The 25,292-nt window shown below is 56.8% G+C and carries 21 protein-coding genes; 10 read left to right on the top strand and 11 right to left on the bottom strand.

Annotated features, from left to right (window positions below):
• Nucleotides 1-17: 17 nt before the first annotated feature.
• The 10 genes from ABWL43_RS21290 to ABWL43_RS21335 form a co-directional block, all read right to left on the bottom strand.
• Nucleotides 18-1,985 carry a hypothetical protein gene (locus ABWL43_RS21290; RefSeq protein ID WP_262208343.1) on the bottom strand — a complete coding sequence of 656 codons (1,968 nt, stop codon included), beginning with the start codon at nt 1,983-1,985 and terminating at the stop codon, nt 18-20.
• Nucleotides 1,942-6,789 (bottom strand): glycosyltransferase, encoded by a 4,848-nt coding sequence (locus ABWL43_RS21295; RefSeq protein ID WP_404484154.1) that lies wholly within the window; start codon nt 6,787-6,789, stop codon nt 1,942-1,944. The genes ABWL43_RS21290 and ABWL43_RS21295 overlap by 44 nt, the downstream gene beginning before the upstream one ends.
• Nucleotides 6,782-8,140, bottom strand: a complete 1,359-nt coding sequence (locus tag ABWL43_RS21300; protein ID WP_262208346.1) for an ABC transporter ATP-binding protein — start codon at nt 8,138-8,140, stop codon at nt 6,782-6,784. The genes ABWL43_RS21295 and ABWL43_RS21300 overlap by 8 nt, the downstream gene beginning before the upstream one ends.
• Nucleotides 8,130-8,957, bottom strand: a complete 828-nt coding sequence (locus tag ABWL43_RS21305; protein ID WP_262208347.1) for an ABC transporter permease — start codon at nt 8,955-8,957, stop codon at nt 8,130-8,132. Before ABWL43_RS21305 ends, ABWL43_RS21300 begins: the two co-directional genes overlap by 11 nt.
• Complete coding sequence (gene rfbC / locus ABWL43_RS21310) at nt 8,957-9,502, bottom strand: dTDP-4-dehydrorhamnose 3,5-epimerase (RefSeq protein WP_242195789.1); 546 nt, start codon at nt 9,500-9,502, stop codon at nt 8,957-8,959. Before rfbC ends, ABWL43_RS21305 begins: the two co-directional genes overlap by 1 nt.
• Nucleotides 9,503-9,605: 103 nt before the next feature.
• Entirely contained in the window at nt 9,606-10,490 is an 885-nt protein-coding gene (rfbA, locus tag ABWL43_RS21315) for a glucose-1-phosphate thymidylyltransferase RfbA (protein ID WP_242195792.1), read from the bottom strand.
• A 2-nt stretch (nt 10,491-10,492) separates the two neighbouring features.
• The gene (rfbD, locus tag ABWL43_RS21320) at nt 10,493-11,389 is read right to left on the bottom strand and encodes a dTDP-4-dehydrorhamnose reductase (RefSeq protein ID WP_262208348.1); all 897 of its coding nucleotides are present in this window, start codon (nt 11,387-11,389) and stop codon (nt 10,493-10,495) included.
• Nucleotides 11,386-12,456 (bottom strand): dTDP-glucose 4,6-dehydratase, encoded by a 1,071-nt coding sequence (gene rfbB / locus ABWL43_RS21325; RefSeq protein WP_262208349.1) that lies wholly within the window; start codon nt 12,454-12,456, stop codon nt 11,386-11,388. Before rfbB ends, rfbD begins: the two co-directional genes overlap by 4 nt.
• 4 nt (nt 12,457-12,460) lie before the next feature.
• Complete coding sequence (locus ABWL43_RS21330) at nt 12,461-13,435, bottom strand: glycosyltransferase family 2 protein (protein ID WP_369301320.1); 975 nt, start codon at nt 13,433-13,435, stop codon at nt 12,461-12,463.
• 302 nt (nt 13,436-13,737) lie between these two features.
• The gene (locus ABWL43_RS21335; RefSeq protein ID WP_262208351.1) at nt 13,738-14,598 is read right to left on the bottom strand and encodes a DMT family transporter; all 861 of its coding nucleotides are present in this window, start codon (nt 14,596-14,598) and stop codon (nt 13,738-13,740) included.
• A 421-nt stretch (nt 14,599-15,019) separates the two neighbouring features.
• Here ABWL43_RS21335 and ABWL43_RS21340 point away from each other — a divergent pair, with 421 nt between their 5' ends.
• Entirely contained in the window at nt 15,020-15,811 is a 792-nt protein-coding gene (locus tag ABWL43_RS21340) for a CPBP family intramembrane glutamic endopeptidase (RefSeq protein WP_262208352.1), read from the top strand.
• 74 nt (nt 15,812-15,885) lie between these two features.
• On the top strand, nt 15,886-17,451 hold the full coding sequence (locus tag ABWL43_RS21345; protein ID WP_145159037.1) for a PAS domain-containing methyl-accepting chemotaxis protein: 1,566 nt from the start codon (nt 15,886-15,888) through the stop codon (nt 17,449-17,451).
• Nucleotides 17,452-17,553: 102 nt separating this feature from the next.
• Here the strand turns inward: ABWL43_RS21345 and ABWL43_RS21350 are convergent, their stop codons facing one another.
• Nucleotides 17,554-18,246 carry an alpha/beta family hydrolase gene (locus ABWL43_RS21350; protein ID WP_404484161.1) on the bottom strand — a complete coding sequence of 231 codons (693 nt, stop codon included), beginning with the start codon at nt 18,244-18,246 and terminating at the stop codon, nt 17,554-17,556.
• A gap of 79 nt (nt 18,247-18,325) precedes the next feature.
• On the opposite strand from ABWL43_RS21350, the gene ccoN (ABWL43_RS21355) reads away from it, so the two are divergent.
• The 8 genes from ccoN (ABWL43_RS21355) to ccoP (ABWL43_RS21390) all read left to right on the top strand — a co-directional run bounded on the left by ccoN (ABWL43_RS21355) (nt 18,326) and on the right by ccoP (ABWL43_RS21390) (nt 25,081).
• Entirely contained in the window at nt 18,326-19,750 is a 1,425-nt protein-coding gene (gene ccoN / locus ABWL43_RS21355; RefSeq protein ID WP_242195813.1) for a cytochrome-c oxidase, cbb3-type subunit I, read from the top strand.
• Between the two features lie 10 nt (nt 19,751-19,760).
• On the top strand, nt 19,761-20,369 hold the full coding sequence (ccoO, locus tag ABWL43_RS21360) for a cytochrome-c oxidase, cbb3-type subunit II (RefSeq protein WP_017256367.1): 609 nt from the start codon (nt 19,761-19,763) through the stop codon (nt 20,367-20,369).
• A 3-nt stretch (nt 20,370-20,372) separates the two neighbouring features.
• Nucleotides 20,373-20,573, top strand: coding sequence for a cbb3-type cytochrome c oxidase subunit 3 (locus ABWL43_RS21365; protein ID WP_106576350.1), 201 nt, complete (start codon nt 20,373-20,375; stop codon nt 20,571-20,573).
• Nucleotides 20,570-21,517: a cytochrome-c oxidase, cbb3-type subunit III gene (ccoP, locus tag ABWL43_RS21370; protein ID WP_404484166.1), complete on the top strand. Its 948-nt coding sequence runs from the start codon at nt 20,570-20,572 to the stop codon at nt 21,515-21,517. The genes ABWL43_RS21365 and ccoP (ABWL43_RS21370) overlap by 4 nt, the downstream gene beginning before the upstream one ends.
• A gap of 348 nt (nt 21,518-21,865) precedes the next feature.
• Complete coding sequence (ccoN, locus tag ABWL43_RS21375; RefSeq protein WP_106576348.1) at nt 21,866-23,308, top strand: cytochrome-c oxidase, cbb3-type subunit I; 1,443 nt, start codon at nt 21,866-21,868, stop codon at nt 23,306-23,308.
• Entirely contained in the window at nt 23,308-23,916 is a 609-nt protein-coding gene (ccoO, locus tag ABWL43_RS21380; RefSeq protein ID WP_078738505.1) for a cytochrome-c oxidase, cbb3-type subunit II, read from the top strand. Before ccoN (ABWL43_RS21375) ends, ccoO (ABWL43_RS21380) begins: the two co-directional genes overlap by 1 nt.
• 5 nt (nt 23,917-23,921) lie before the next feature.
• Nucleotides 23,922-24,107 (top strand): CcoQ/FixQ family Cbb3-type cytochrome c oxidase assembly chaperone, encoded by a 186-nt coding sequence (locus ABWL43_RS21385; protein ID WP_003193169.1) that lies wholly within the window; start codon nt 23,922-23,924, stop codon nt 24,105-24,107.
• On the top strand, nt 24,104-25,081 hold the full coding sequence (ccoP, locus tag ABWL43_RS21390) for a cytochrome-c oxidase, cbb3-type subunit III (RefSeq protein ID WP_404484170.1): 978 nt from the start codon (nt 24,104-24,106) through the stop codon (nt 25,079-25,081). Before ABWL43_RS21385 ends, ccoP (ABWL43_RS21390) begins: the two co-directional genes overlap by 4 nt.
• Nucleotides 25,082-25,292 lie beyond the last annotated feature (211 nt).

Consider the following 25,292-nt stretch of genomic DNA (forward strand, 5'->3'; position numbering starts at 1 on the left):
ATATACCTTACTTAAAATTATTTACTCTTAAAATACGAGCGGCAACGGACTTCAAGGTCTTTGATACTTATTTTTTGATTAGCCGTCACTGGGTCAAATCTGAGTTCAGATTCGAAGCCCTCAGCATTACTAATGGTAAGGTTCAAGATCTGCGGCTCTTTGGAAGGAGATACAGAAATCGTAGTCGACCGGTCTTCGCTGTAGCCATGGTGCCCCGGCGTCATATAAAACAACTGCGCGATGCTTGCCTCTTCAACCGTCATGGCAGCGACCAAATCAATCGTTCCGCAATGCGCCAGGTCGGATGTAGGCGAAAGAGTCAGTATGAGCCCCGGATCGTTATCCGTCTTAAGCTCCAATGTATTTGCCGAGCCCAGTTCACGCGTCGCATTATTGATCTTCACGACGTCTAAGTGTTCTGACAACCGATAAAGCGGAGCAGGGTTATTAGTGCCTAGTGCGATAGGCAGAACCGGAAGAATTCTGGCAAAAGAAGCATTCGCCGCTCGTCCATTCTTGATACCTTCAGCTATGTCACCCAGGTCAATATTCGAGCACGTCACTGCACCAGGCTCTTGGATCCTTGCTACGACACATGCAACACCTTCAGAGCGATGTTTCATGGTTGCTTCAAAAAAGGTAGCGTTGCCCATGATAGTTGTAACCATTATGGCGACCGACCATAGCGCAACTGCCATCAGTGTTATAAGCATCGCGAAAGACTTCGACGGCTTGCGGTTTTGTAGAGCTTTCAGACACAACAATATCAGCCACGGCCAAAGCAGCGTCACCCAAAAAAAGTGAAACCTATAGAAGCCGTAGATAAAAATATCACGTGCGCTAGTCACGTTATCTGGGCGTAGATTAGTACGTCCCGCAGAGATAAGCAGCAGGTATACGAAAATCACCCCAGAGAGGGATAGAAATATAATGATGGCTTTTTTAGTAGAATCGCTTGCGTTAGCGCTGAGCTTAAAAAGACCAACAACAACTAGTATAACTATCATCAGCACAGCTAAAGCTGTGACCACTAGAGAGAACGTCGGGTGAGACATCGGCAGCATCAACGATCGGCCAATTTTCCCCAACATGAAATACCAAAAATCGGATTCCCAGGGGTATGCCATCGGCGCATCCGCCCGGTGTGTACCATGCTGAACACCTACAATGACCCATAACTGGGCCATCGTGGAAGCCAGTGCGGGCAGTGAAATCGCAAGCCCGGTACTCACAAGATTTTTGCTGTACGGTGACTTGTACATCAGCCCAACAAAGACAAATATAAAACAAAGTGCCAATGCGGAAAACGCACCGCTTATATAAGTCAACCCCGAAACCAGGGTGAGAAAGATTACGGCAGCGCAGGTAAGTTTTGAGTTAGGCTTGTCTCGCAATGTTAGTGCGAGTATGCCTAAAAGACAAAGCAACGGCACAGCTTGGTGGTAAGCAAGATTTTGCCACCCCCAATAAGTATCTGGCTGCAACATCAGCAATGTAAACGAGAACGCAACTGCCAGATAGCTTTTATTCGTGATGCAACTGCTCAAAAGCTTCCACTGCAATACCAGCAATCCGCCGAGGAGTGCGACCATGCTGATAAACTGGTAAGCAACTGTATTACCATCTAGAAAACGAAATGCAAGCGAGTCCAGCAGTAAGCCAACGGTATATAAGGTGTCATTGTGCGGCGTCATCAAATAACGTAAATCAAGCCTGCCCATATCATTTGCGTTGTATTGGCGCCAATCATCATAAACAGGTATATCAACGCCGTACCTTAGCCACGACCATGCACTTATTACAAGACTGATCACCGGAAGCGCAATGAGCAACAGGCGAAATAAGTCCTTCATAGTATAGGAGAAATGAGCCTTAGGAAGCGCTATGCCTTCGCTACGCGTTTCCTCTGAGCCGTTGTCAACCTCATTCGTCGAATTCATCTTATAACTTAACTCTAGGTGGCCAGGCCAAACCGAAATCTTCATGCTCTAAAGTCAGGTTCGGATTATAGGTATAGTCTTCTTCAATGTTTGGCCAGCGCGCCTGCACATAAAGCACTTCATTGGAAAAACGTTCTTTTTTCTCAGGCGTATCTTCCAATCCACGAGTCGCCGACTCGTGGTGATACAGTTCGGCAAAAGGTGTCCACACGTTGATGTAACCTGCCTCCTGTACTCTCATGCAGAAGTCGACATCGTTGAAGGCAATCTTAAGGTTCTCTTCATCCAAACCACCGACCTGCTCGAACGTTGACTTTTTGATGATCAGGCAAGCAGCTGTAACCGCTGAGAACTCTTGAATCAACGCAGCCCTGCAGAAGTAGCCATAGTCGCCTTTTGGCAGATACTTGTGCGAATGGCCTGCTACTCCGCCCACTCCGAGCACCACGCCACCGTGTTGCAAGCGGTCATCCGGATACCAAAGGCGCGCACCCACAGCACCTACATTTGGTTGAAGCGCAATAGACACCATCTCACTCAGCCATTCGGGTGTAATGACTTCGATGTCGTTGTTAATCAACCCGATCAGATCACCGCGAGCAATTCTGACAGCACCGTTATTCAGCGCGGAGTAATTGAACGGCCCGTCGTCGCGCATCACTCGGATATTGTGTTGTTGATCAAGCCGCGCGAAATATTCAAGTGATTCGGGATCGTCCGACCCATTATCAATCAAAATAATTTCGTAATGCTTGTACGTGGTCAGTCGTTGAATGCTCTCAATACATTGTTTCACCAAAGCGTAAGCGTTACGCGTAGGGATAATCAACGTGACCAACGGAGCTTTAGCTGGGAGCGTGTAGTGGACCCGGTACAAGCCCATCGGCAGCAGCTCTGTACGGCCTATGTCACCTTTGCGTAGCAAATGTTCGTCCAGCGCCTTAACACCAGCGAGGGCGGCATAGGGCTTTTCATCCCCTGCCATGGCTGTGCTGCCAGCGTGCATGCGCCAGTGGTAGAGAACCCGAGGAATGTGCACGATTTGTGCGCGCTCGAGTTTTTCGGCGCAGCGCAGCGCGAGATCGTAATCTTGCGAGCCTTCAAAGCCAACGCGGAAACCGCCGACTTCTTTGACCAGGTCGGAGCGATAGACACCCAGGTGACAAACCATATTCTGCGAACGGAACAGAAACTCGTTCCAGTCCGATTTAAAGTAAGGCGAGCTGCGTTTCCCCGAGGAATCAATCTTGTCCTCGTCGGAATAGATCATACCGGCGTCCGGGTTGTCGTGGATGGCGCGGGCAACCCAATACAGTGCGTGTTCCGGAATGAGGTCGTCATTATCCATCAGCGCAATGTACCGCCCCGAGGCCAGTTCCAGCGCCGAGTTACTGGCCTTGGAAATATGGCCGTTTTCTTTGCGGAACATGACTTTGAAACGCTTGTCCTGACTCGACAGCGTCTTGAGATACGCGATGACTTCTTTATCCGTGGAAGCATCGTCGGCGATGCACAACTCCCAATTCTTGTAGAGTTGGGATTTAACACTGTCAATGGCTTCACGCAGCAAATCGAGCGGTGGATTGTAGACAGGCATGATGATCGAAATCAGCGGCTTGCTTTTCCACGTGCGAATTTCTTCACTCATCTTCCAACGGCCATTGTCATCCAAGGTGTCGTAATACTCGACCCACTTGGAATAATCAAAGCGATCAGATACTTCTCGAGCTTCCTGACCGATGGAGTTAAGACTGCTCGAGGTGGCCACATACACAACGCGTGCTCTTAAACCGGCCAATCCTTGCTGCCGAGCAACCGTAATGGCTTTGCCCACGGTGCTGCTAAGGCCGCCGCCACGACGAATCACCGCCGGCAGCAGACGCACACCCTTTTTGACTTGCCCGACACGTTTCACAAGCTTGCGAAAAGGCGCAGTCACCTTCCAGCTGGACGTGGATTGCATGGCAATTATGTGCAGGTTCAAATTATGGATATGAGTATCTTTTTGAACTTGCTGAACACGCATTTGCTCTTCGAGGTTGGCGATGTGAACATCTTTATCCCTCAACGATTCCTGCCAAGTGGCCAGCGTGTTGTGCAACGCTTCATCTTTAAGCGTGATCTGCTGATGCAGCGTTTCGATTATCTTGAGACGCTCGGCTTCGGAATGTGCATTTTCCAACGCGACCGCGGCGATAAACTCACTGATCTGAATGTCCTTCTCATCCAACTCGAGATTTTTCTGTTCTGTCAGTAGCTGAAGGGCGGACTGATGCTCTTCGGCCGCCAACTGCAACTGCTCAACCACCGCCTGAACTTCTTTATCTTTCTCGCGAACAGCTTGAGCGATCATCTCAGCATGAGTGGAGGTGATCGATGCCTTCAACAGTCCAAGCACATCGCTGATTTCTCTGTTCGAATCAACGAGTTGCTCCAGCTTGACGCTCGAATCAAGTATCTGGTCGAGCTTGCTGTTCGAATCGATAATCTGATCCAGCTTGCTGTTCGAATCGAGAAGCTGATCCAACTTGCTGTTTGAATCAAGAATCTGGTCCAGCTTGCTGTTCGCGTCAAGAATCTGATCCAATTTAGCATTCGAATCGAGAAGTTGATCCAGCTTGCTATTTGAATCGAGAATCTGGTCCAGCTTGCTGTTTGAATCGAGAAGCTGATCCAGCTTGTCTTGCAGTTCGGAGTTGGGGCGTGTCAGCCCGGATTGATTCAGCACATTAATCTCTTGAGCGAGTTGCTCTTCCGTGAATAAAGTAAGGCTTACTTCCAGCTCAAGCAGGTCGGCGCCACTAAGCATGTCGTCTTTTAAAGGAATCGTTACGCTTGGGTCGTCACTCAGCGCTAGATAAAGCGTGTTGCGACCGATCTGGGAAATCCGCATGGCGGAGGCGATGACCAGAGGGTCACTGATGTCATCCTGCCACTCCCAAATCGTTTCGGCGCTAGAGTACACCTTGATAGTGTCAATCGAGAAGCTCTGGCGACGATTGATGGGGTCGAAACGCAACACCACACCATCGGGCAACCCATCGGGCAGGCGGAACTTGATTACCTGGTGCCCGTCATTGACCACCTGGAGCAACGTTGATTCTTCAGAAAAATTTCCCGCCGCGTCACTCATATAGAGTTTGGCGTGCGTGGAAGGCAGGTGCACCGCGCCTATCTTGTGAATCATGGCTTCAGGAGACCAGTTGAGAAACTGGCCTGCATCGGCACCGGTTACCCGCTCTTGAAAAGCCGCTTCAGTCGCAATGTAGCGCGTCAGGTCATCTGCGCTGATATCCATGCCTGCGCTAGCCAACAGCTGAGTCACGAACTCTTGGCGGCTCACCGATGAGCTGCTTGGATAGAAGGGGTTCGCAGCCGCCATAAGCAGCAGCAGGGCTCGCATCATCAGATAACCGAGCTCCACACCCTCATTCATCTCCCACTCGACATCGATAAACTTGGGGATATTGCTGGCGTCGACGACGATATTTTGCGGAACGGCGTCAATGTAACGGCCGGGGAGCAGTGTTTTGGCTGAAAGAAGCTTGGTGCCAGCGCCCTCCTCGTCCAACAGGCTCTGCAAACACGCCAGGTACTTCTGCAAAAACGGCGTAAAGCCCTCAATACTCCAATTGCGGCGGGCCGCAACATCGAGGAACTCAAGGCTCAGCACGCTACCTTTCGCGTAAGCGTCCACACGCGGAAGCACGTATTTGAAACCGTCGTCAGCAATGGCACTCGACTCATCGACAGCCACATTGCCCAGCTTTCTGTACTGAACCTGAATCCCTTGCGCGGTGTTGACGAACAACGATTCCTTGCAGTACCGAGTCTTTCTGCCCGTGCTGTAGTGATACGCCAATACATCACTGTCCAGCGGTTGATCATCGGCGCAAGAAGCCACGATCAAAAACGAGTTGGCCAGTTCCATACCCAGGCTGTTGTTGATAACCACCGACCAGGCCTTCTCCAGATTGAAGGTTGTCTGCTCAGGAAGTTGCGGGTCTTTCTTGACGTTCTGCCAAGCCAGCGCGGCGGCGTCAAAACCGTCGCACGCAAAGCCGCTCTCGGTAATGATCGAATTGGGAAGTTTGTAATCCGGGCTCGGCGCCAGAAAGCTGGACGAGGTGAAACCTGCGCGCGCTATGAGGTCTTCGAGCTCTTTCTTGCCGTAGGTCTTGGGCTGTCCGCGCTCGTACCGGCCTTCGATACCGTACATGGTGATGCCGACGTGATCTTCCGGCGCGCCGGCGAAGTACTTCAGACCCAACTGGTTTTCGATGGCGATAAAAAGATGGCCATCGGGCTTCAACAATTGGCGAACGCGCATGAGCATCGCTAAGGCGGGGTCGGGTGCGCTGCTAAACATACTGGCGTATTCGAGGACGCCAATCAGCGTGACAACGTCGAACTGCTCCTCGATTTTGAAGTCATCGAAGCGCTCGGCCAACACCGTCACGTTATCCAGGTCCCGCGTACGGCTCGCCGCCATGGCTGCTCGGCGCGGGCTTCCTTCCAGACACAATAAATCAGCGCCACATTCGCCGAGGTAGCGGCTGATAGCGCCACAGCCGGCGCCAATTTCCAGCACTCGGGATTTGAACAGGTGCTCAAAGGGACGCAGGATGTTCGCGCGCGTCGCGCTCAAGTGGTAGAGCTTGGCCCAGTCGGTGCAGTATTGCGGCAGCTCGTCTGATAACACAGACACGTCGCTGGCATTACTGATGATCTGGGCGAGTTCGTTTTCTGCATTATCTCCGTCGCTGTACGCGATGCCTTGGAAGTCGGCGCGCACCCAAACACCCGTATCGCTATCCTTGGAATAACCATATTGATCAAGTTTAAACATTAAGGTCTACCGGATCGATGCTCATAGTCGCGGCGAGGTCAATCAACCCCAATAGCTTTGGCGTGGGTTCGACAACAAAGTGAATGGAGTCATAACGCCTGTCATGGGGAATGATGTGCTCGCCCTCTCTGGACGCGATCCCTAGGGATATAAAGTAATCGCCAGTGGCCAATTTGTTAGTGAATTTCACACTGGCAGTGGCAACAGTCCCGGATTCGCCCATCGAACGGGTCTCAACACAATCCAGTAAATAGGAGTTTGTGCCGTATACCGTGACACCTTCCTTGGTTTTGATAGTGAACCCAAGAATGGGGTTTATGACCGAACGGTTAAATTTAAGCGACAAACCCAGTACGATTTCCTCACCTGGTTCCAGGCTGGTTGGGTACTCTCGACCGCTTGCGCTCAGATGAAAATCCATCAACGTTGCAGCACCGTCACCCCATCGATACTCGTGCGGGTTATAGCCCACACGCGACGCGTAAACATCGCTATCCAGCGACAGTTGCACGGTTGGTACCAGGGGCTCGGCCGCTTTATCCGACTGCACCGGAATGTCTTGCTCTTCAGTGCTTGCGTCGGAATTGCGGCCAAACAGGATGTCGGTGTAACGATTTATAACCGGACGTGACTCTCCGATCATTTCTATTCGACTTTGTTCCAACAGGATCGCGCGCGAGCAATGGGTAACCACCTGCTCACTGGAATGGGTCACTAACAGAATGCTGGTGCCATTTTCCTTCAGCTGACGCAGGCGTTCGAAGCACTTGGCTTGAAAGCGTGCATCGCCCACCGAAAGCGCTTCGTCCACCACAAGGATTTCAGGATCGACCTGGGCCTGTACCGCAAATGCGAGCCTTACCGCCATGCCACTGGAGTAGGTCTTGACCGGGTGATCCAGGAACTCACCGATATCGGCGAAGCTTGCGATTGCATCAAAGCGATCATTCACCTCGTCGTGCGTCAGCCCGAGGACCGCCGCGTTCAGATAGACATTCTCCCGACCGGTAAACTCCGGGTTAAAACCCGAGCCCAACTCAAGCAGCGCGGCGATGCGGCCGCGCGTCTCGATCTCGCCGATGGTCGGTGTCAGCGTGCCGCAGATAATTTGCAGCAGCGTGGACTTACCCGAGCCATTGCGACCGACAATTCCGACGGTTTCACCTTTATTGACTTCAAAGCTAACGTCGCGCAGCGCCCAGAACTCCTTGCCGTAGGTGGTGACTTTGTCACCCGCCCATCGCTGGAAACGCGGCACGATTGCCTGCTTTAAACGGTCTCTAGGCTTGTCGTAGGTGTAAAAACATTTGGAGACATTCCGAACGCTGATTACGGCTTGATCAGATGACATCAGCGAACCCTTTACGTGTTTTTTGGAAGAACCAATAGCCGACGGAGGCAATGATTGCTCCAACGATGACAGCGACGCCGAGACTCTCCCAATTTGGTAGATGGCCGAAAAGCAAAACGCTTCGACTCTCTTCAATAATGTAGGTCAGCGGGTTGAGCTTTAACCAAGGCTTATAAACATCCGGCAGCGCCGCTACCGGGTAAAGCACGGGCGAAAGAAAGAGCAGTACGGTGGTGAGCACCGTGATTACGTGTCCCACGTCCCGCAGGTAAACCCCCAGCGACGCCAAAAACCAACTGACCCCCAGCGTGGCCAGAATCAATGGCACGAGAATCAAGGGGAACAGCAGCGCCGTCCAATGCAGTTCTCCCAGGATAAGAAACTGGGCGCCCAACAATACGACCAAGCTAATGCAACTGTGGAACAGGGCAGAACCCAAGGTAATTACCGGCAGGATCTCAAGCGGGAACACAACCTTTTTGACATAGTTGCTGTTGGCCATGACAAGCGTCGGTGCACGATTGGCGCACTCGGCAAATAGCCCATGGACGATCATGCCGACAAACAGCAGGATCGCGAACCCACCCTTGCCTGTATCGACACCGATCCATCGGGATTTGAAAATTTCTGAAAACACGAAGGTGTAGACCGCGAGCATCAGAATCGGGTTGAAGAAAGACCATGTCAGGCCCATCACCGATCCGCGGTAACGCCCAATGACTTCACGTTTGGTCATTTGTGAAATCAATGAACGGTATTTCCAGAGATTGACCACAAGACTGATTGGACCTGCTGAAGGTCTGCTATGAGGATCCACTAGGCGAACTTCTCAGCGTTGACCAGACTTACGGCATTCGCATCTTTGGCAGAGAGCGTAGGCGGCTCGGTAATCGGCCATTCGATTGCCACGTCAGCGTCATCCCACGCAAGACTGCGCTCATGCTCAGGTGCCCAATAATCGGTGGTCTTGTAGAGGAACTCGGCACTTTCCGAGAGCACCACGAAACCGTGGGCAAATCCTGGCGGAATCCAGAGCTGCGCTCGGTTGCTGGCACTAAGGTGTACGCCGACCCATTTACCGAATGTCGACGAGCTTTCACGCAGGTCTACGGCGACGTCAAAGACCTCACCGTGTGTGACGCGTACCAGCTTGCCCTGGGCCTGTTTGATCTGATAATGCAGCCCGCGAAGCACGCCCTTGACTGATTTGGAGTGGTTGTCTTGCACGAAATGAACAGGTCTTCCAACGGCCTCCTCGAAAACTTTCTGATTGAAGCTTTCGTAGAAAAAACCGCGTTCATCCCCGAACACCTTCGGCTCAAACAGAATTACGTCCGGGATGGCAAGTGAGCTGGATCGCATTATTACAATATCTCCAAAGTGTTATCAGGGCCGGCTTCGCGGCGCTACAGATCAAATTATTCTTCAGGCAACAGCTCCGAATACCGCGCCGGGCATCGCACTATCAAAAAATCTTTTCGTGCAGCAAACGCTTGAGATACTGACCGTAGCCATTCTTGGAAAGCGGCGCGGCGAGTTTCTCCAGCTGCTGCGCATCAATCCACTTTTGTCGAAACGCGATCTCTTCAGGGCAGGCCACTTTAAGCCCCTGACGGTGCTCAAGCGTAGCGATGAAACTACTGGCTTCCAGCAGCGAGTCGTGGGTGCCGGTATCCAACCACGCATAGCCTCGGCCCATGATCTCTACCGACAGCTTGCCCCGCTCCATGTAGATACGGTTAAGGTCGGTAATCTCAAGCTCGCCTCGTGGCGACGGCTTGATGCTTTTGGCGATGTCCACTACGTCCTGGTCATAGAAATAAAGACCGGTCACCGCGTAGTTCGACTTGGGCTCAAGAGGCTTTTCTTCGAGGCTGATCGCCTTGCCCTGTGTATCGAACTCTACAACGCCGTAACGCTCAGGATCGTTCACGTGATAGGCGAAAACACTCGCGCCATCCTGACGCAGCATCGCGCTTGCCAGCAGTTCATTGAAATGATGGCCGTGATAAATGTTATCGCCCAGCACCAAGGCCGACAGGTCGTTGCCGATAAACTCTTCGCCGATGATGAATGCCTGCGCCAGGCCATCCGGGGACGCCTGCACGGCATACGAAATATTCAAACCCCAGCTACTGCCATCGCCCAACAGCTGCTCGAAACGCGGGGTGTCCTGCGGCGTTGAAATGATCAGGATGTCGCGAATACCCGCCAGCATCAGCGTGGTCAGCGGGTAGTAGATCATTGGCTTATCGTAAACCGGCAGCAATTGCTTGGAGATAGCCAAGGTTGCAGGGTGCAGACGCGTGCCTGAGCCGCCAGCCAGGATGATTCCTTTACGTTTGAGCATGTTCATTTCTCTAGTGTTTCTATGAGCATCCGTGCCACACCGTCTTGCCATTCAGGCAAGCGCAATGAGAAGGCATTCTGCAGTTTTTGGGTGTTGAGTCGGGAGTTGCCGGGGCGCTTGGCCGGTGTTGGGTAAGCGGCCGTAGTCAGCGCACCCACGGCGTCCGGGGCAACCTTGAGGTGCACACCGGCAGCCTGAGCGTGTTCAAGCACGAAGCGGGCATAACGATACCATGTGGTCTCGCCAGCTGCCGCAAGGTGATAAACCCCACTCAGTTGGGGGTTCGAATGCATTGTGCGGATGGCATGTGCAGTAACGTCGGCCAACAGATCCGCCCCGGTGGGCGTACCAAACTGGTCGTCGATCACGTTAAGGCTGTCGCGCTCTTGCGCCAGACGCAGCATGGTCTTGGCGAAGTTATTACCTCGCGCTGCATAGACCCAGCTGGTGCGCAGGATCAGATGCGCGCAGCCGCTGGCCTGGATCGCTTGCTCGCCCTGGAGTTTGGTCGCGCCGTAAACGCTCAGCGGCCCAACCGGGTCGCTTTCCTGCCAAGGCGTCTGGCCATCACCGGCGAACACGTAGTCAGTGGAGTAGTGAATCAACAGGGCATTGAGCTTCTGCGCCTCTGCCGCCAGCACTGCCGGGGCCTGCGCATTCACACGCAGGGCCTGGTCCGGCTCGCTTTCGGCTTTGTCGACGGCCGTATAGGCCGCCGCATTGACGATGACGTCAGGCGCAAAGCGCTGCACGGTGGCCGCCAACCCTTGCAGGTCGTTCAAATCACCGCAGTAGTCCTGGCTTTTCGAGTCGAGCGCAAGCAATTGGCCCAGCGGGGCCAAACTGCGTTGCAACTCCCACCCCACTTGGCCATTTTTGCCAAGTAGAAGGATCTTCATGCGGAACGCTCGGCGTAGTTCTTTTCTACCCACTCGCGGTAAGCGCCCGATTGGATATTGCTGACCCAATCCTGGTTATCCAGGTACCACTCCACGGTCTTGCGGATGCCGGTCTCGAAGGTTTCGGCCGGCTTCCAGCCCAACTCGCGCTCCAGTTTGCGCGCGTCGATGGCGTAACGGCGGTCATGGCCAGGGCGATCGGTGACGTATGCAATCTGGTCGCTGTACGGCGTGCCATTCGCCTGAGGGCGCAGCTCATCGAGCAGGGCGCACACGGTGTGGACGATGTCCAGGTTTGGCTTCTCGTTCCAGCCGCCTACGTTATAGACCTCGCCCACGGTGCCGGCTTCCAGCACACGACGAATCGCACTGCAATGGTCTTTTACGTACAGCCAGTCACGAATTTGCTGACCGTCGCCATACACCGGCAGTGCCTTGCCTGCCAACGCGTTAACGATCATCAACGGAATCAGTTTTTCCGGGAAATGGTACGGCCCGTAGTTGTTCGAACAGTTGGTGGTCAGTACCGGCAAGCCGTAGGTGTGATGGTAGGCACGCACCAAATGGTCGCTGGCCGCCTTACTGGCCGAGTACGGGCTGTTAGGCTCGTACTGATGGTGTTCGGTGAACGCAGGATCGTCCTTGGCCAAGGAGCCGTAGACTTCGTCAGTCGACACATGCAGGAAACGGAAGGATTGCTGAGCATCGGCGTCCAGCCCTTTCCAGTAGGCACGCACCGCCTCCAACAGGCGGAAGGTACCGACGACGTTAGTCTCGATGAAGTCTTCCGGGCCATGGATAGAACGGTCTACGTGCGACTCAGCGGCGAAGTTCAGGATAGCGCGCGGCTGATGTTCAGCGAGCAAACGCTGGACCAGCTGGGTATCTGCGATGTCGCCCTGTACGAATACGTGGCGCTTGTTGCCTTCCAGCGAGCTGAGGTTCTCCAGGTTGCCGGCATACGTCAGCTTATCCAGATTAATGACCGGCTCATCCGCCTGGGCTACCCAGTCCAATACAAAGTTTGCACCGATAAAGCCAGCACCGCCGGTTACTAAGATAGTCATTGAGTCAGATCTTTTTCAGTAGTGTTGCAAGAATTAGCCCGAGGTTCCCCATTAAAGTCTGCCGATACAAACCGGCCGACCGGAACCCCAACACTCGTCTAAGTAACGTTTGCCTGCGCGCATGCTTGAAACGCATAAGAGTCAGTCGTTGCTCTTCGCAAAGACGGTGGGACATCGCTTCGAGGGCACAGATGTTCTGTTCGTTCCATTCGAAGAAGCGTCCCTGGAAAATCATTTTCAGCCGTACGACGCGAGCGGCCCAACTGGAGTTGCTGCCAATGAGGTTTTCATCGTGCTGGCGGTACAACATTCTCGGCTCGTGATCATAGTGCACGGCGCCGCCCGCCCCAGTCACAAGCTGGTAAATCCACCAGTCGTGAGAGGGAACCTTGACGTTCAAACCCGCCTCGATGATCAATTCACGTGCAGCGCGATTAAAAACCATCGTGTTGCCACCCGCAATACTTTGAACTAGCGCGTTTGAGAAGTGCGGAGGGCGTGGGAAAAGCGGAGAAAAGCCAAGCTTTGCACCAGACTCACTGACTAACTGAGTACGGCCACAGTATAGAGCAGGGATGTGCTCAGGAATGGTCTGCAACCAGGACTGCGCCACCGCCAGCTTATCGTCGTTCCAGATATCGTCCTGATCACACCAGGCGAAATAATCCGCAACGACGTCAGGACGGCAGGTTAACGAGAGAAAATTGGCAACAAACCCTCTTCCGGGGCCTGCCACAACCTTCAGACGGTCGCGCCCCCAACGCTGAGCATAGTCTTGGAGAATCGCTGGCGTACCATCTCGAGAGCCGTCATCGGAAACGACTAATGACCAGTTGCGATGGCTCTGTCGCTCAATGGAGTCGAGTTGGTCCCTAAGGAACGCCTCACCATTGTACGAGCACATCAAAACCGCAACCTTTGCTAAGCAAACGTCGTGCGGTTGGACATTGGATAGACTGCGCGATGCGAAAATAGACACAACATCCCTTTGCGAGCAAACTGCATACCCTATAAATACGTAGGATATAGGCCACAATAAGGTCGGAATTATTACAGCATTACTCTGTAAGCACAATCGTACTGAATGCCAGCGGTCGGCTAACATGAGTGTGCTGAGCGCTCTGCAATGCGGCATCGGGCCACTATCTGAGCGTTTGCCCTTAATAGCGCGAGTATGGCGCAGACTCTGAATCTTGCGCGTAACACAATAAACAATGCTTTGACTGGAGCACCTTCTTGCGCGTGCTCCAGTCAGCATTGACTCAACGGCTCGCCACGCACTCAGCTTTTACGAAACACAAACCCCAAGCCAACAATGATCAACGCCATCCCCAGCAGGCTTAACAGCGCGAGCCGATTGCCAAAGATCAGGTAATCCATCACCGCTGTCACCGCCGGCACCAGATAAAACAGACTGGTGACATTCACCAGGTTGCCCCGCGCGATCAGCCGGTACAGCAACAGCGTCGCCAGCAACGACACCACCAACCCCATCCACAACACCGGCAGGTAAAAGCTGGCGCTGTGTTCAAAATGGAACGGCTGGAACGGCACGAACACCGAGCACAGCAGCAACCCGGCGAGGTATTGCACCGGCAGCGTACCCAACGGGTTATCGGTGATGCGCTTCTGCATGATCGAGCCAAGCGTCATGCTCGCCAGTGCCAACAGGCCATAGAGCATGCCCGCCATCGACATGCCGGACAGACCGATGCCCTGGTAGACCACCATGATCAACCCCGCCAATCCCAGGCCCAGGCCAAACAGCCGGCGCCAGGAACGCTGGCGCTCCATGAGTACCACCGTGAGTATCGGCTGCACCCCCATGATGGTGGCCATCACGCCGGGAGTGACTTTAAGGTCCAGCGCCAGCAGATAGAAAATCTGATACGCGCCCAACAACACCAGCCCCGTCGCCGCCGCATACAGCATGGGCTTGCCGGGGCGTGGCAGTTTCAACCTGAGGATCGGCACCAGAACCACCAGCCCCACCAGGGCGATGGCGAAGCGAATCAGCAGAAAGGCAAAAGGCGAAGCATGGGCCAGGCCCAACTTGGAGAAAATCGCCCCGCTGCTCCACAACAGAACAAACAGGCTCGTCGAGGCCGCCGCGGCCACGGATTGTTTCGAAAGAACAGACATGGATACCACCTGTAATCAGGCAAAAAAGCCGATTCAGCCAAAGCTGAAACTCAATAGGTTTTTTTCAGGCAGGCAAAGGGGAACAGCGATTCGCTGATCAGCCCGAAATGCCGACACCCGGCGGTGATACGACTGCGTACACCGGCGTGCTACTGACAGGTGGGGGGTAGTGACTGATCTGCGCAGGCTGTTTCTTCCCGCACGGCACGACCACAGCGCTGACCGCTGAATCGACTACCGCTATGCGCTGGGAAGCTGGCATGTGCTGATCTTTTTTGAAGGGATAACGACGCGCCGACTATAACCAGCCGCCTTCCTGTTTTGCAATCACTTCACCCAGGCGCCGTGCGTGGAAGAGTTTTCATGCCGACGCAGAAAGCCGGTCGCTATAATGCCGGCCAGTTTTTTCCAAGGATTTCACATGATCGCTTTGCCCTGGCTGTACCTGGTGCTTCTTTCGATTGGCTACGGACTGGCCCTGACCTACGGGCAACTGGGCGCGCTGGCGGCCGTGTCGGTGGCCATGCTGCTGATCGCCGGGTACGCCGTGCGCCAGCAACGCAGCCCTTGGGCGCGCTACCTCGGCCACGGCCTGTTCATTGTCCTGGCCCTGGGTCTGGCGATGCACTGGCTGCCGGGCTTCTACAACGGCCGCGGTATCGCGCCGCAGCGTTTTACCCCTGACTCGGTACCGTTTTCGATGTACCTGAACCAGGACAAACCACTGATTGGCTTCTGGCTGTTGCTGGCCTGCCCATGGATCGTGGCGCGTCGCACGCTGCGCCTGTCGATCTGCGTCGCGGCCCTGGCACTGACCCTGACGGCGGTCGCTGCGCTGGGCGGCGCCACATTGCTGGGAATGATCGACTGGGCACCCAAATGGCCGGAACAGGCATGGCTGTGGGTCCTGAACAACCTGCTGCTGGTGACGCTGGTGGAAGAGGCGCTGTTTCGCGGCTATATCCAGGGCGGCCTGAGCCACCGCTTCAAACACCTGCCCTACGGTGAAAACCTGGCACTGCTGCTGGCCTCGCTGCTGTTCGGCCTGGTGCACCTCGGCGCGGGCTGGCATTGGGTGCTGCTGGCGAGTATTGCAGGCATCGGCTATGGCCTGGCGTATCGCTTCGGCGGGTTGGGCGCCGCGATTGCCACGCACTTTGGCTTGAATCTGCTTCACTTCGGGTTGTTTACCTACCCGATGCTGGCCGGCTGATTGTTGCAAAAAATAAGTTAAATAAATGCCTGCAACGGCCGACAACCCATCAAAGCCTTGCGGATTGAACAATCATGCGTAATAACCAACCCGTTACACAGCGCGAACGTACCTTCCCCGCTCAGCAACGGTTGATCTCCACCACAGACGCCAAAGGTGTGATCACCTACTGCAACGACGCCTTCGTCGAAATCAGTGGGTTCACCCGTGACGAATTGATCCGTGCCCCGCACAACCTGGTGCGTCACCCGGATGTGCCGTCGGCCGTGTTCGCGCACATGTGGTCCACGCTCAAACAAGGCTTGCCATGGATGGGCATCGTCAAGAACCGCTGCAAGACCGGCGATCACTACTGGGTTAACGCCTATGTAACGCCGGTCTTCGATGGCAACCAGGTGATCGGCTATGAATCGGTGCGCATCAAGCCCACCGCCGAGCAGATTCGCCGCGCCGAAGCGCTCTATCAACGCATCAACCAGGGCAAGTCGGCCGTGCCTCAGCGCGACAAATGGCTGCCGGTGCTGCAAGACTGGCTGCCATTTATCCTGATCAGCCAGCTCAGCTTCATGATCGGTGCGTCGCTCAACTCCCACTGGGGCTTTGCCCTGGCGGCGGGGCTGTCGGTGCCGCTGGGCCTGCTGGGCCTGAGCTGGCAGCAGCGCGGCCTCAAGCGTTTGCTGCGCCTGGCGGAGCAGACCACGTCCGACCCGCTGATCGCGCAGATGTACACCGACAGCCGTGGCGCACAAGCGCGGCTGGAGATGTCGATTCTCAGCCAGGAAGCGCGTCTGAAGACGTGCCTTACTCGCTTGCAGGATACGGCCGAGCACCTCAACGACCAGGCGGCGCAGTCCAACACCCTGGCGCACAACAGCTCCAGCGGCCTGGAACGCCAGCGCGTGGAAACCGAACAGGTCGCCACCGCCGTCAACCAGATGGCAGCAACGACCCAGGAAGTGGCCAGCCACGTGCAGCGCACGGCGGACGCTACCCAGGAAGCTAACCGCCTGACCGGTCGCGGTCGCGACATCGCCGGGGAAACCCGCGAAGCGATCCAGCGCCTGTCGGTCGCCGTGGGTGAAACCGGTGTAACCGTCACCCAGCTGGCCAAGGACAGTGATGAAATCGGCGGCGTGGTGGACGTGATCAAAGGCATCGCCGACCAGACCAACCTGCTGGCATTGAACGCCGCTATCGAAGCGGCCCGTGCCGGCGAAATGGGCCGTGGCTTTGCAGTGGTGGCTGACGAAGTGCGTCAACTGGCGCAGCGTACCGCCGAGTCCACCGGTCAGATCCACGCCCTGATCGCCAAACTGCAGCAGACCGCCGCCGCCGCCGTGCAAACCATGGACGCCGGGCATCGCCAGGCCGAAGAAGGTGTAGCGCGCGTGATGGAGGCGGATCAGGCGCTGGTGGGCATCAGTGAAGCGGTGGCCAACATCACCGACATGACCACGCAGATTGCCGCCGCCACCGAAGAGCAAAGCGCCGTGGCCGAAGAGATCAGCCGCAATATCAGCACGATTGCGCTGTTGGCGGATCAGACCTCGGAGCAGGCGATGAACTCGGCGCAGTTGAGTGAAGAGCTGACGCATACGGCGAATACCCAGTATTCGCTGGTGGAGCGCTTTAACCGGTAAACCGCTATCGCGGGCAAGCCCGCTCCCACATTGGATTGGGTTCACACATTTCTATTTGTGAATACAGTCAAATGTGGGAGCTGGCTTGCCTGCAATGAGGCCCTAAAGGCCGCCGAGAAACTCGGAGACCTTCACCGCCGCAGCCTCCAAATGCTGCTCATGGCTAAACCCCGAAGCCTTCAACGGCTTCAAATCATGATCCCCCGCCACCAGCCACATCACTTCGATGCTCGGCGACAACGCATACCCCTGCACCGCCGCCCGATTGCCCAGCGCATCGCGCTCGCCCTGCACAACCAACGTCGGTGTCTTCAGACCGGCCAGATGCTCAGTGCGTGGTTTCTCCGGTTTGCCCACCGCATAAAACGGATAACCCAGGCACACCAACCCGTCTGCCCCCAATTCATCTGCCAGCAAACTGGCCATCCGCCCGCCCATGGACTTGCCGCCAACGGCCAGTTTGCCAGCGACATGGCGTCGCACCTCGGCATACACCTCGCGCCAGGCTTGCAATAGTTTCGGCGCCGGATTCGGCGGACGTTTGCCGCCGTCCAGGCGGCGTTGGGCCATGTAGGGGAATTCAAAGCGCAACACGTTCACGCCATGCCCGGCAAGGCGTGCAGCCATGTCGTTCATAAACCCCGAGTCCATGGGCGCACCGGCACCGTGGGCCAGGATCAGCGTCACCGGCGCACGCGCGCTGGTGCCTGTCGCCGCATCCCACAACCAGCCGTGCTCGCGCGCACACTGCGCCCATTGATCCCCGTCAATACTGGCCTTGTGCTCTTTGCCCATGCTTGCCTCGCTTTTTAGTCTGCCTATAACTCCAGCCCAAGTGCCGCATTGGCTTGGGTTGAACCGTGGATGGGGAACCATGAACACTACTTTAAGTACCGCCTATAACTACAAGGTGGTCCGCCAATTCACCATTATGACGGTGGTGTGGGGCATCGTCGGCATGGGGCTCGGGGTTTTTCTCGCCGCCCAATTGGTTTGGCCTGCACTCAACTTCGATTTGCCCTGGACCAGCTTCGGCCGCTTGCGCCCGCTGCACACCAACGCGGTGATCTTTGCCTTCGGCGGCTGCGCGCTGTTCGCCAGCTCGTTTTACTCGGTACAACGCACCTGCCAGACGCAGCTGTTCGCGCCGAAAATCGCCGCGTTTTGCTTCTGGGGCTGGCAGCTCGTGATTCTATTGGCCGCGATCAGCTTGCCGCTGGGCTACACCAGTTCCAAGGAATACGCCGAGCTGGAATGGCCGATCGACATTCTGATCACCATCGTCTGGGTGGCCTACGCCATCGTGTTCTTCGGCACGATCATGAAGCGCAACACCAAGCACATCTACGTCGGCAACTGGTTCTTCGGCGCGTTCATCATCACCGTGGCCATCCTGCACATCGTCAACAACCTGGAAATCCCGGTCAGCCTGACCAAGTCCTACTCCCTCTACGGCGGTGCGACGGATGCCATGGTGCAGTGGTGGTATGGGCACAACGCGGTAGGCTTTTTCCTCACCGCCGGCTTCCTCGGGATGATGTATTACTTCGTGCCCAAGCAAGCCGAGCGCCCGGTGTATTCGTATCGCTTGTCCATCGTGCACTTCTGGGCGCTGATCACCCTGTATATCTGGGCCGGCCCTCACCACTTGCACTACACCGCGTTGCCGGATTGGGCGCAGTCACTGGGCATGGTGATGTCGCTGGTGCTGCTGGCCCCGAGCTGGGGCGGCATGATCAACGGCATGATGACGCTGTCGGGCGCCTGGCATAAGTTGCGCAGCGACCCGATCCTGCGCTTTTTGGTGGTGTCGCTGGCGTTCTACGGCATGTCGACCTTCGAAGGGCCGATGATGGCCATCAAGACGGTCAACGCCCTCTCCCACTACACCGACTGGACCATCGGCCACGTACACGCCGGCGCGCTGGGCTGGGTGGCGATGATTTCCATCGGCGCGCTGTACCACATGATCCCCAAAGTGTTCGGCCGCGAGCAGATGTACAGCCTCGGCCTGATCAACGCGCACTTCTGGCTGGCCACTATCGGCACCGTGCTCTACATCGCCTCGATGTGGGTCAACGGGATCGCCCAGGGCCTGATGTGGCGTGCGGTCAACGAAGACGGCACCTTGACCTACTCCTTCGTCGAAACCCTGGTGGCCAGTCACCCTGGCTACATCGTGCGACTGGTGGGCGGTGCAGTGTTCCTCAGCGGCATGTTCCTGATGGCTTACAACACGTGGCGCACCGTGCGCTCGGCGCAACCTGCCGAAGCCGCCCCTGTCGCGCAAATGGCCTGAGGAGTCAGTGATGAAACACGAAACGATTGAAAAGAACGTCGGCCTGCTGATGCTGCTGATGGTGCTGGCCGTGAGCATCGGCGGCCTGACCCAGATCGTCCCGCTGTTCTTTCAGGACGTGACCAACAAGCCGGTCGAAGGCATGAAGCCCTACACCGCGCTGCAACTGGAAGGCCGCGACATTTACATCCGCGAAGGCTGCGTGCAGTGCCACTCGCAGATGATCCGCCCGTTCCGTGCCGAAACCGAGCGCTACGGCCACTACTCGGTGGCGGGCGAAAGCGTGTGGGACCACCCGTTCCTGTGGGGCTCCAAGCGCACCGGGCCGGACCTGGCCCGCGTCGGCGCGCGCTACTCGGACGACTGGCACCGCGCGCACCTGTACAACCCGCGCAACGTGGTGCCGGAGTCAAAAATGCCGGCCTACCCATGGCTTGTCACCGCCCAAGTCGACAGCAGCCACACCGAAACCAAGTTGAAAGTGATGCGCACCCTCGGCGTGCCGTACACCGACGACGACATCAGTGGCGCCGTCGCCAGCCTCAAGGGCAAGACCGAAATGGACGCGCTGGTTGCGTACCTGCAAGTGCTCGGCACTGCCATCAAGAGCAAGAGGTGAGCCATGGGATTTGAATTCGATGCGGGCACCATCCGCGGCCTTGGCACGCTGGTGGTCGCCATCGCTTTTATCGGCCTGTCGCTGTGGGTGTTCAACAACCGGCGCAACGCGGAATTCGAGCAGGCCCGCCTGCTGCCGTTTGCCGATGAACCTACTCCATCCGACGCTCAAGAAGAGCCTGCAACAAGGAGCACTCGCCCATGACGACCTTCTGGAGTACATGGATCTGCGTATTGACCCTCGGCAGCCTGATCGGCCTGACCTGGCTATTGATCGGCACCCGCAAGGGCGAAACCAAGGGCAGCGTCGACCAGACCATGGGCCACGCCTTCGATGGCATCGAGGAATACGACAACCCGCTGCCGCAGTGGTGGTTCATGCTGTTCGCCGGCACCCTAGTGTTTGCGGTCGGCTACCTGATCCTCTACCCGGGCCTGGGTAACTGGAAAGGCGTGTTGCCGGGCTATGAAGGCGGCTGGACCCAGACCAAGGAATGGGACAAGGAAATGGCCAAGGCCGACGCCAGGTTCGGGCCGATCTTCGCCAAATTCGCGGCCATGCCGGTGGAAGAAGTCGCCAAGGACCCACAGGCGCTGAAAATGGGCGGCCGCCTCTTTGCCTCCAACTGCGCGGTGTGCCACGGCTCGGATGCCAAGGGCGCGTATGGCTTCCCGAACCTGGCGGACAACCTCTGGCGCTGGGGCGGTTCGGCGGAAGCGATCAAGACGACCATCCTGAATGGTCGCCACGCGGCAATGCCGGCCTGGGGTGAAATATTGGGCGAAGAGGGTGTGAAGAACGTCGCCGCCTTTGTGCGTCACGACCTGGCCAAGCTGCCATTACCCGCCGACAGCACCGCCGATCTGGCGGCCGGTCAAGCCGCCTTCAATACCACCTGCGTCGCCTGCCACGGCCCACAAGGCCACGGCATGGAAGCCATGGGCGCGCCGAACCTGACCGAGCCTGCCGGTTTCATCTACGGCACCAGCCTGGCGCAACTGCAGCAGACCATTCGCCACGGCCGCCAGGGCCAGATGCCAGCGCAGGACGTGCTGCAAGGCAATGACAAAGTGCACCTGCTCGCGGCCTATGTGTACAGCTTGTCCCATAACGCTGATGGCGCAACGCCAGAAAGCCCAACCGAGTAACCGTAGACTGCCGCCCCAACCTGGGGCGGCAGCCCTGCCCCCCTCAGCGACCAAGTGTCGCACCCCTGCCCACCCCAACTTTCCCCTGCTGCCATTCGGGTCTACGCTTGCCCAACAGTGACCGGTTTTGGCGTATCAGGCGACTGCCGTTGCGACCTGAAAAAATTCCTGTCCACTCGATCAGCTTTCGATTTCTGATTTTGTCCTTACGCCAAACATGGAAAGGGCGCAGAATCTGGCCCGGAACGCATTGATACAGGTCAGCCATTGCGTTGCAATGGCCCCTCGGTTTGTCCATACTTGCGGCCGATTTCAACTATAAAAAAACCTAAACCGTGGAACCTTAGAATGAGCACAGCAATCAGTCCGACTGCTTATAACTATAAGGTAGTCCGCCAGTTCGCCATCATGACGGTGGTCTGGGGGATCCTTGGCATGGGGCTCGGGGTGTTCATCGCCTCGCAACTGGTTTGGCCGGAATTGAATTTCGGTTTGCCATGGACGACCTTCGGCCGCCTGCGCCCGCTGCACACCAACCTGGTGATTTTCGCCTTCGGCGGATGTGCATTGTTTGCCACCTCCTACTATGTCGTGCAGCGAACCTGCCAGACGCGACTGATCTCCGACGGCCTCGCCGCCTTCACCTTCTGGGGCTGGCAAGCCGTGATCCTCGGCGCCATCATCACCCTGCCGCTGGGCTACACCACCACCAAGGAATACGCCGAGCTGGAATGGCCGATCGCCATTTTGCTGGCCATCGTCTGGGTGACCTACGCCGTGGTGTTCTTCGGCACCATCGTCAAGCGCAAGACCAAGCACATTTATGTGGGTAACTGGTTCTACGGTGCCTTCATCCTGGTCACGGCGATGCTGCACATCGTCAACCACGCGTCCTTGCCGGTGAGCTGGTTCAAGTCCTACTCGGCCTACGCCGGGGCGACGGACGCGATGATCCAGTGGTGGTACGGCCACAACGCGGTGGGGTTCTTCCTCACCACCGGCTTCCTGGGGATGATGTATTACTTCGTGCCCAAACAGGCCGAGCGTCCGATCTACTCCTATCGCCTGTCCATCGTGCACTTCTGGGCGCTGATCACTCTGTACATCTGGGCCGGCCCGCACCACCTGCACTACACCGCGCTGCCGGATTGGGCGCAGTCGCTGGGCATGGCGATGTCGATCATCCTGCTGGCCCCCAGCTGGGGCGGCATGATCAACGGCATGATGACCCTGTCGGGCGCCTGGCATAAATTGCGCACCGACCCGATCCTGCGCTTTTTGGTGGTGTCGCTGGCGTTCTACGGCATGTCGACCTTCGAAGGGCCGATGATGGCGATCAAGACCGTCAACTCGCTGTCCCACTACACCGACTGGACCATCGGCCACGTCCACGCCGGCGCGTTGGGCTGGGTGGCGATGATCTCCATCGGCGCGCTGTACCACATGATCCCCAAACTGTTCGGCCGTGCGCAGATGCACAGCGTCGGGCTGATCAATGCGCACTTCTGGCTGGCCACCATCGGCACCGTGCTCTACATCGCCTCGATGTGGGTCAACGGCATCACCCAGGGCCTGATGTGGCGTGCGATCAACGATGACGGCACGCTCACCTACTCCTTTGTCGAAGCGCTGCAAGCCAGCCATCCGGGCTACATCGTCCGCGCCCTGGGCGGTGCGTTCTTTGCCAGCGGCATGCTGTTGATGGCCTACAACGTCTGGCGCACCGTGCGTGCCTCCGACCCTGTAGAGGCTGAAGCCGCCGCCAAGATCGCCGTTGTGGGAGCTCACTGATGAAGCATGAAGTAGTCGAGAAGAATATCGGCCTGCTGGCCTTCTTCATGGTCATCGCCGTGAGTATCGGCGGCCTGACCCAGATCGTTCCGCTGTTTTTCCAGGACGTGACCAACAAGCCGGTCGAAGGCATGAAGCCGCGCACCGCGCTTGAACTGGAAGGCCGCGACGTCTACATCGCCAACGGTTGCGTGGGCTGCCACTCGCAGATGATCCGCCCGTTCCGCGCCGAAACCGAACGCTACGGTCACTACTCGGTGGCCGGCGAAAGCGTGTGGGACCACCCGTTCCTGTGGGGCTCCAAGCGCACCGGGCCAGACCTGGCCCGCGTTGGCGCACGTTACTCGGACGACTGGCACCGCGCGCACTTGTATAACCCGCGCAACGTGGTGCCGGAGTCGAAAATGCCGGCCTACCCGTTCCTCGTGGAAAACAAGCTCGACGGCAAGGACACCGCGAAGAAGATGGAAGTCTTGCGCACCCTGGGCGTGCCCTACACCGATGAAGACATCGCCGGTGCAGCCGCAGCCGTCAAGGGCAAGACCGAAATGGACGCACTGGTGGCCTACCTGCAAGGCCTTGGCACCATCATCAAAAGCAAACGGTGATCTGCATGGATATCGGGATGATTCGTGGCCTGGGCACCGTTGTGGTGATGGTGGCCTTTATCGGCCTGGCGCTGTGGGTGTTCAGCCCCAGGCGCAAGTCGGAGTTTGACGACGCAACCATGTTGCCTTTTGCGGATGACCCCGAAGCCATCAAGCACGTCGAGCAAGCGTCTAGGAGTAACAAAGAATGACTACGTTCTGGAGTCTGTACGTCACAGTCCTCAGTCTGGGTACCATCTTCGCCCTGACCTGGCTGCTGCTGTCGACCCGCAAGGGCCAGCGCACCGAGCAGACGGACGAGACCGTTGGCCACTCGTTCGATGGCATCGAGGAATACGACAACCCGCTGCCCAAATGGTGGTTCATGCTGTTCGTCGGCACCATCATCTTCGCCCTCGGCTACCTGGCGTTGTACCCAGGGCTTGGCAATTGGAAAGGCCTGCTGCCGGGCTACAACTACCTCGACAACGACAAGCAAACCCCCTTCGCCAACGGCCAGACCGGCTGGACCGGCGTGCACGAATGGGAAAAGGAAATGGCCAGGTCGGAGGTCAAGTTCGGCCCGATCTTCGCCAAATTCGCTGCGATGCCGATTGAAGAGGTTGCCAAGGACCCGCAAGCCTTGAAGATGGGCGGCCGCCTGTTCGCCTCCAACTGCTCGGTGTGCCACGGTTCCGACGCCAAGGGCGCCTATGGCTTTCCCAACCTGACCGACGCCGATTGGCGCTGGGGCGGCGAGCCGGCGACCATCAAGGAAACCATCATGAAAGGCCGCCACGCGGTGATGCCGGCCTGGGCCGAAGTCATTGGCGAGCAAGGCGTGGCTGACGTGGCGGGCTTTGTGGTGACCAACCTCGACGGTCGCAAACTGCCGGAAGGCGCCAAAGCCGATGTGGCCAACGGCGCGAAACTCTTCGCCGCCAACTGCGTGGCCTGCCACGGCCCTGCCGGTAAAGGCACGCCCGCGATGGGCGCGCCGGACCTGACCCACCCGGGTGCATTCATCTACGGTTCGAGTTTTGCGCAACTGCAGCAGACCATTCGTTATGGCCGTCAGGGCCAGATGCCAGCGCAGGAGTTGCTGCAAGGCAATGACAAGGTGCACTTGCTGGCGGCCTATGTTTACAGCCTGTCCCATGGCGACAAGCCGGCTGAAGAGCAGTAAGACACAAAAGCAAACGGTGGGAGGGGGCTTGGCCCCGATAGCGGTGCCTCAGTGACAGTTGATCAACTGACATGCCGCAATCGGGGGCAAGCCCCCTCGCACATTTGGAGCGCATTCGACTGCCTGCAAATCTGCAACACAGCCAAAACCGACCATACTTCACAAGTCAATTGATCCAGATCACTTACACCATCAATTGATTTCCCCCAAC

It is taken from the genome of Pseudomonas sp. HT11 (assembly GCF_044875395.1).
Lineage (GTDB): Bacteria > Pseudomonadota > Gammaproteobacteria > Pseudomonadales > Pseudomonadaceae > Aquipseudomonas.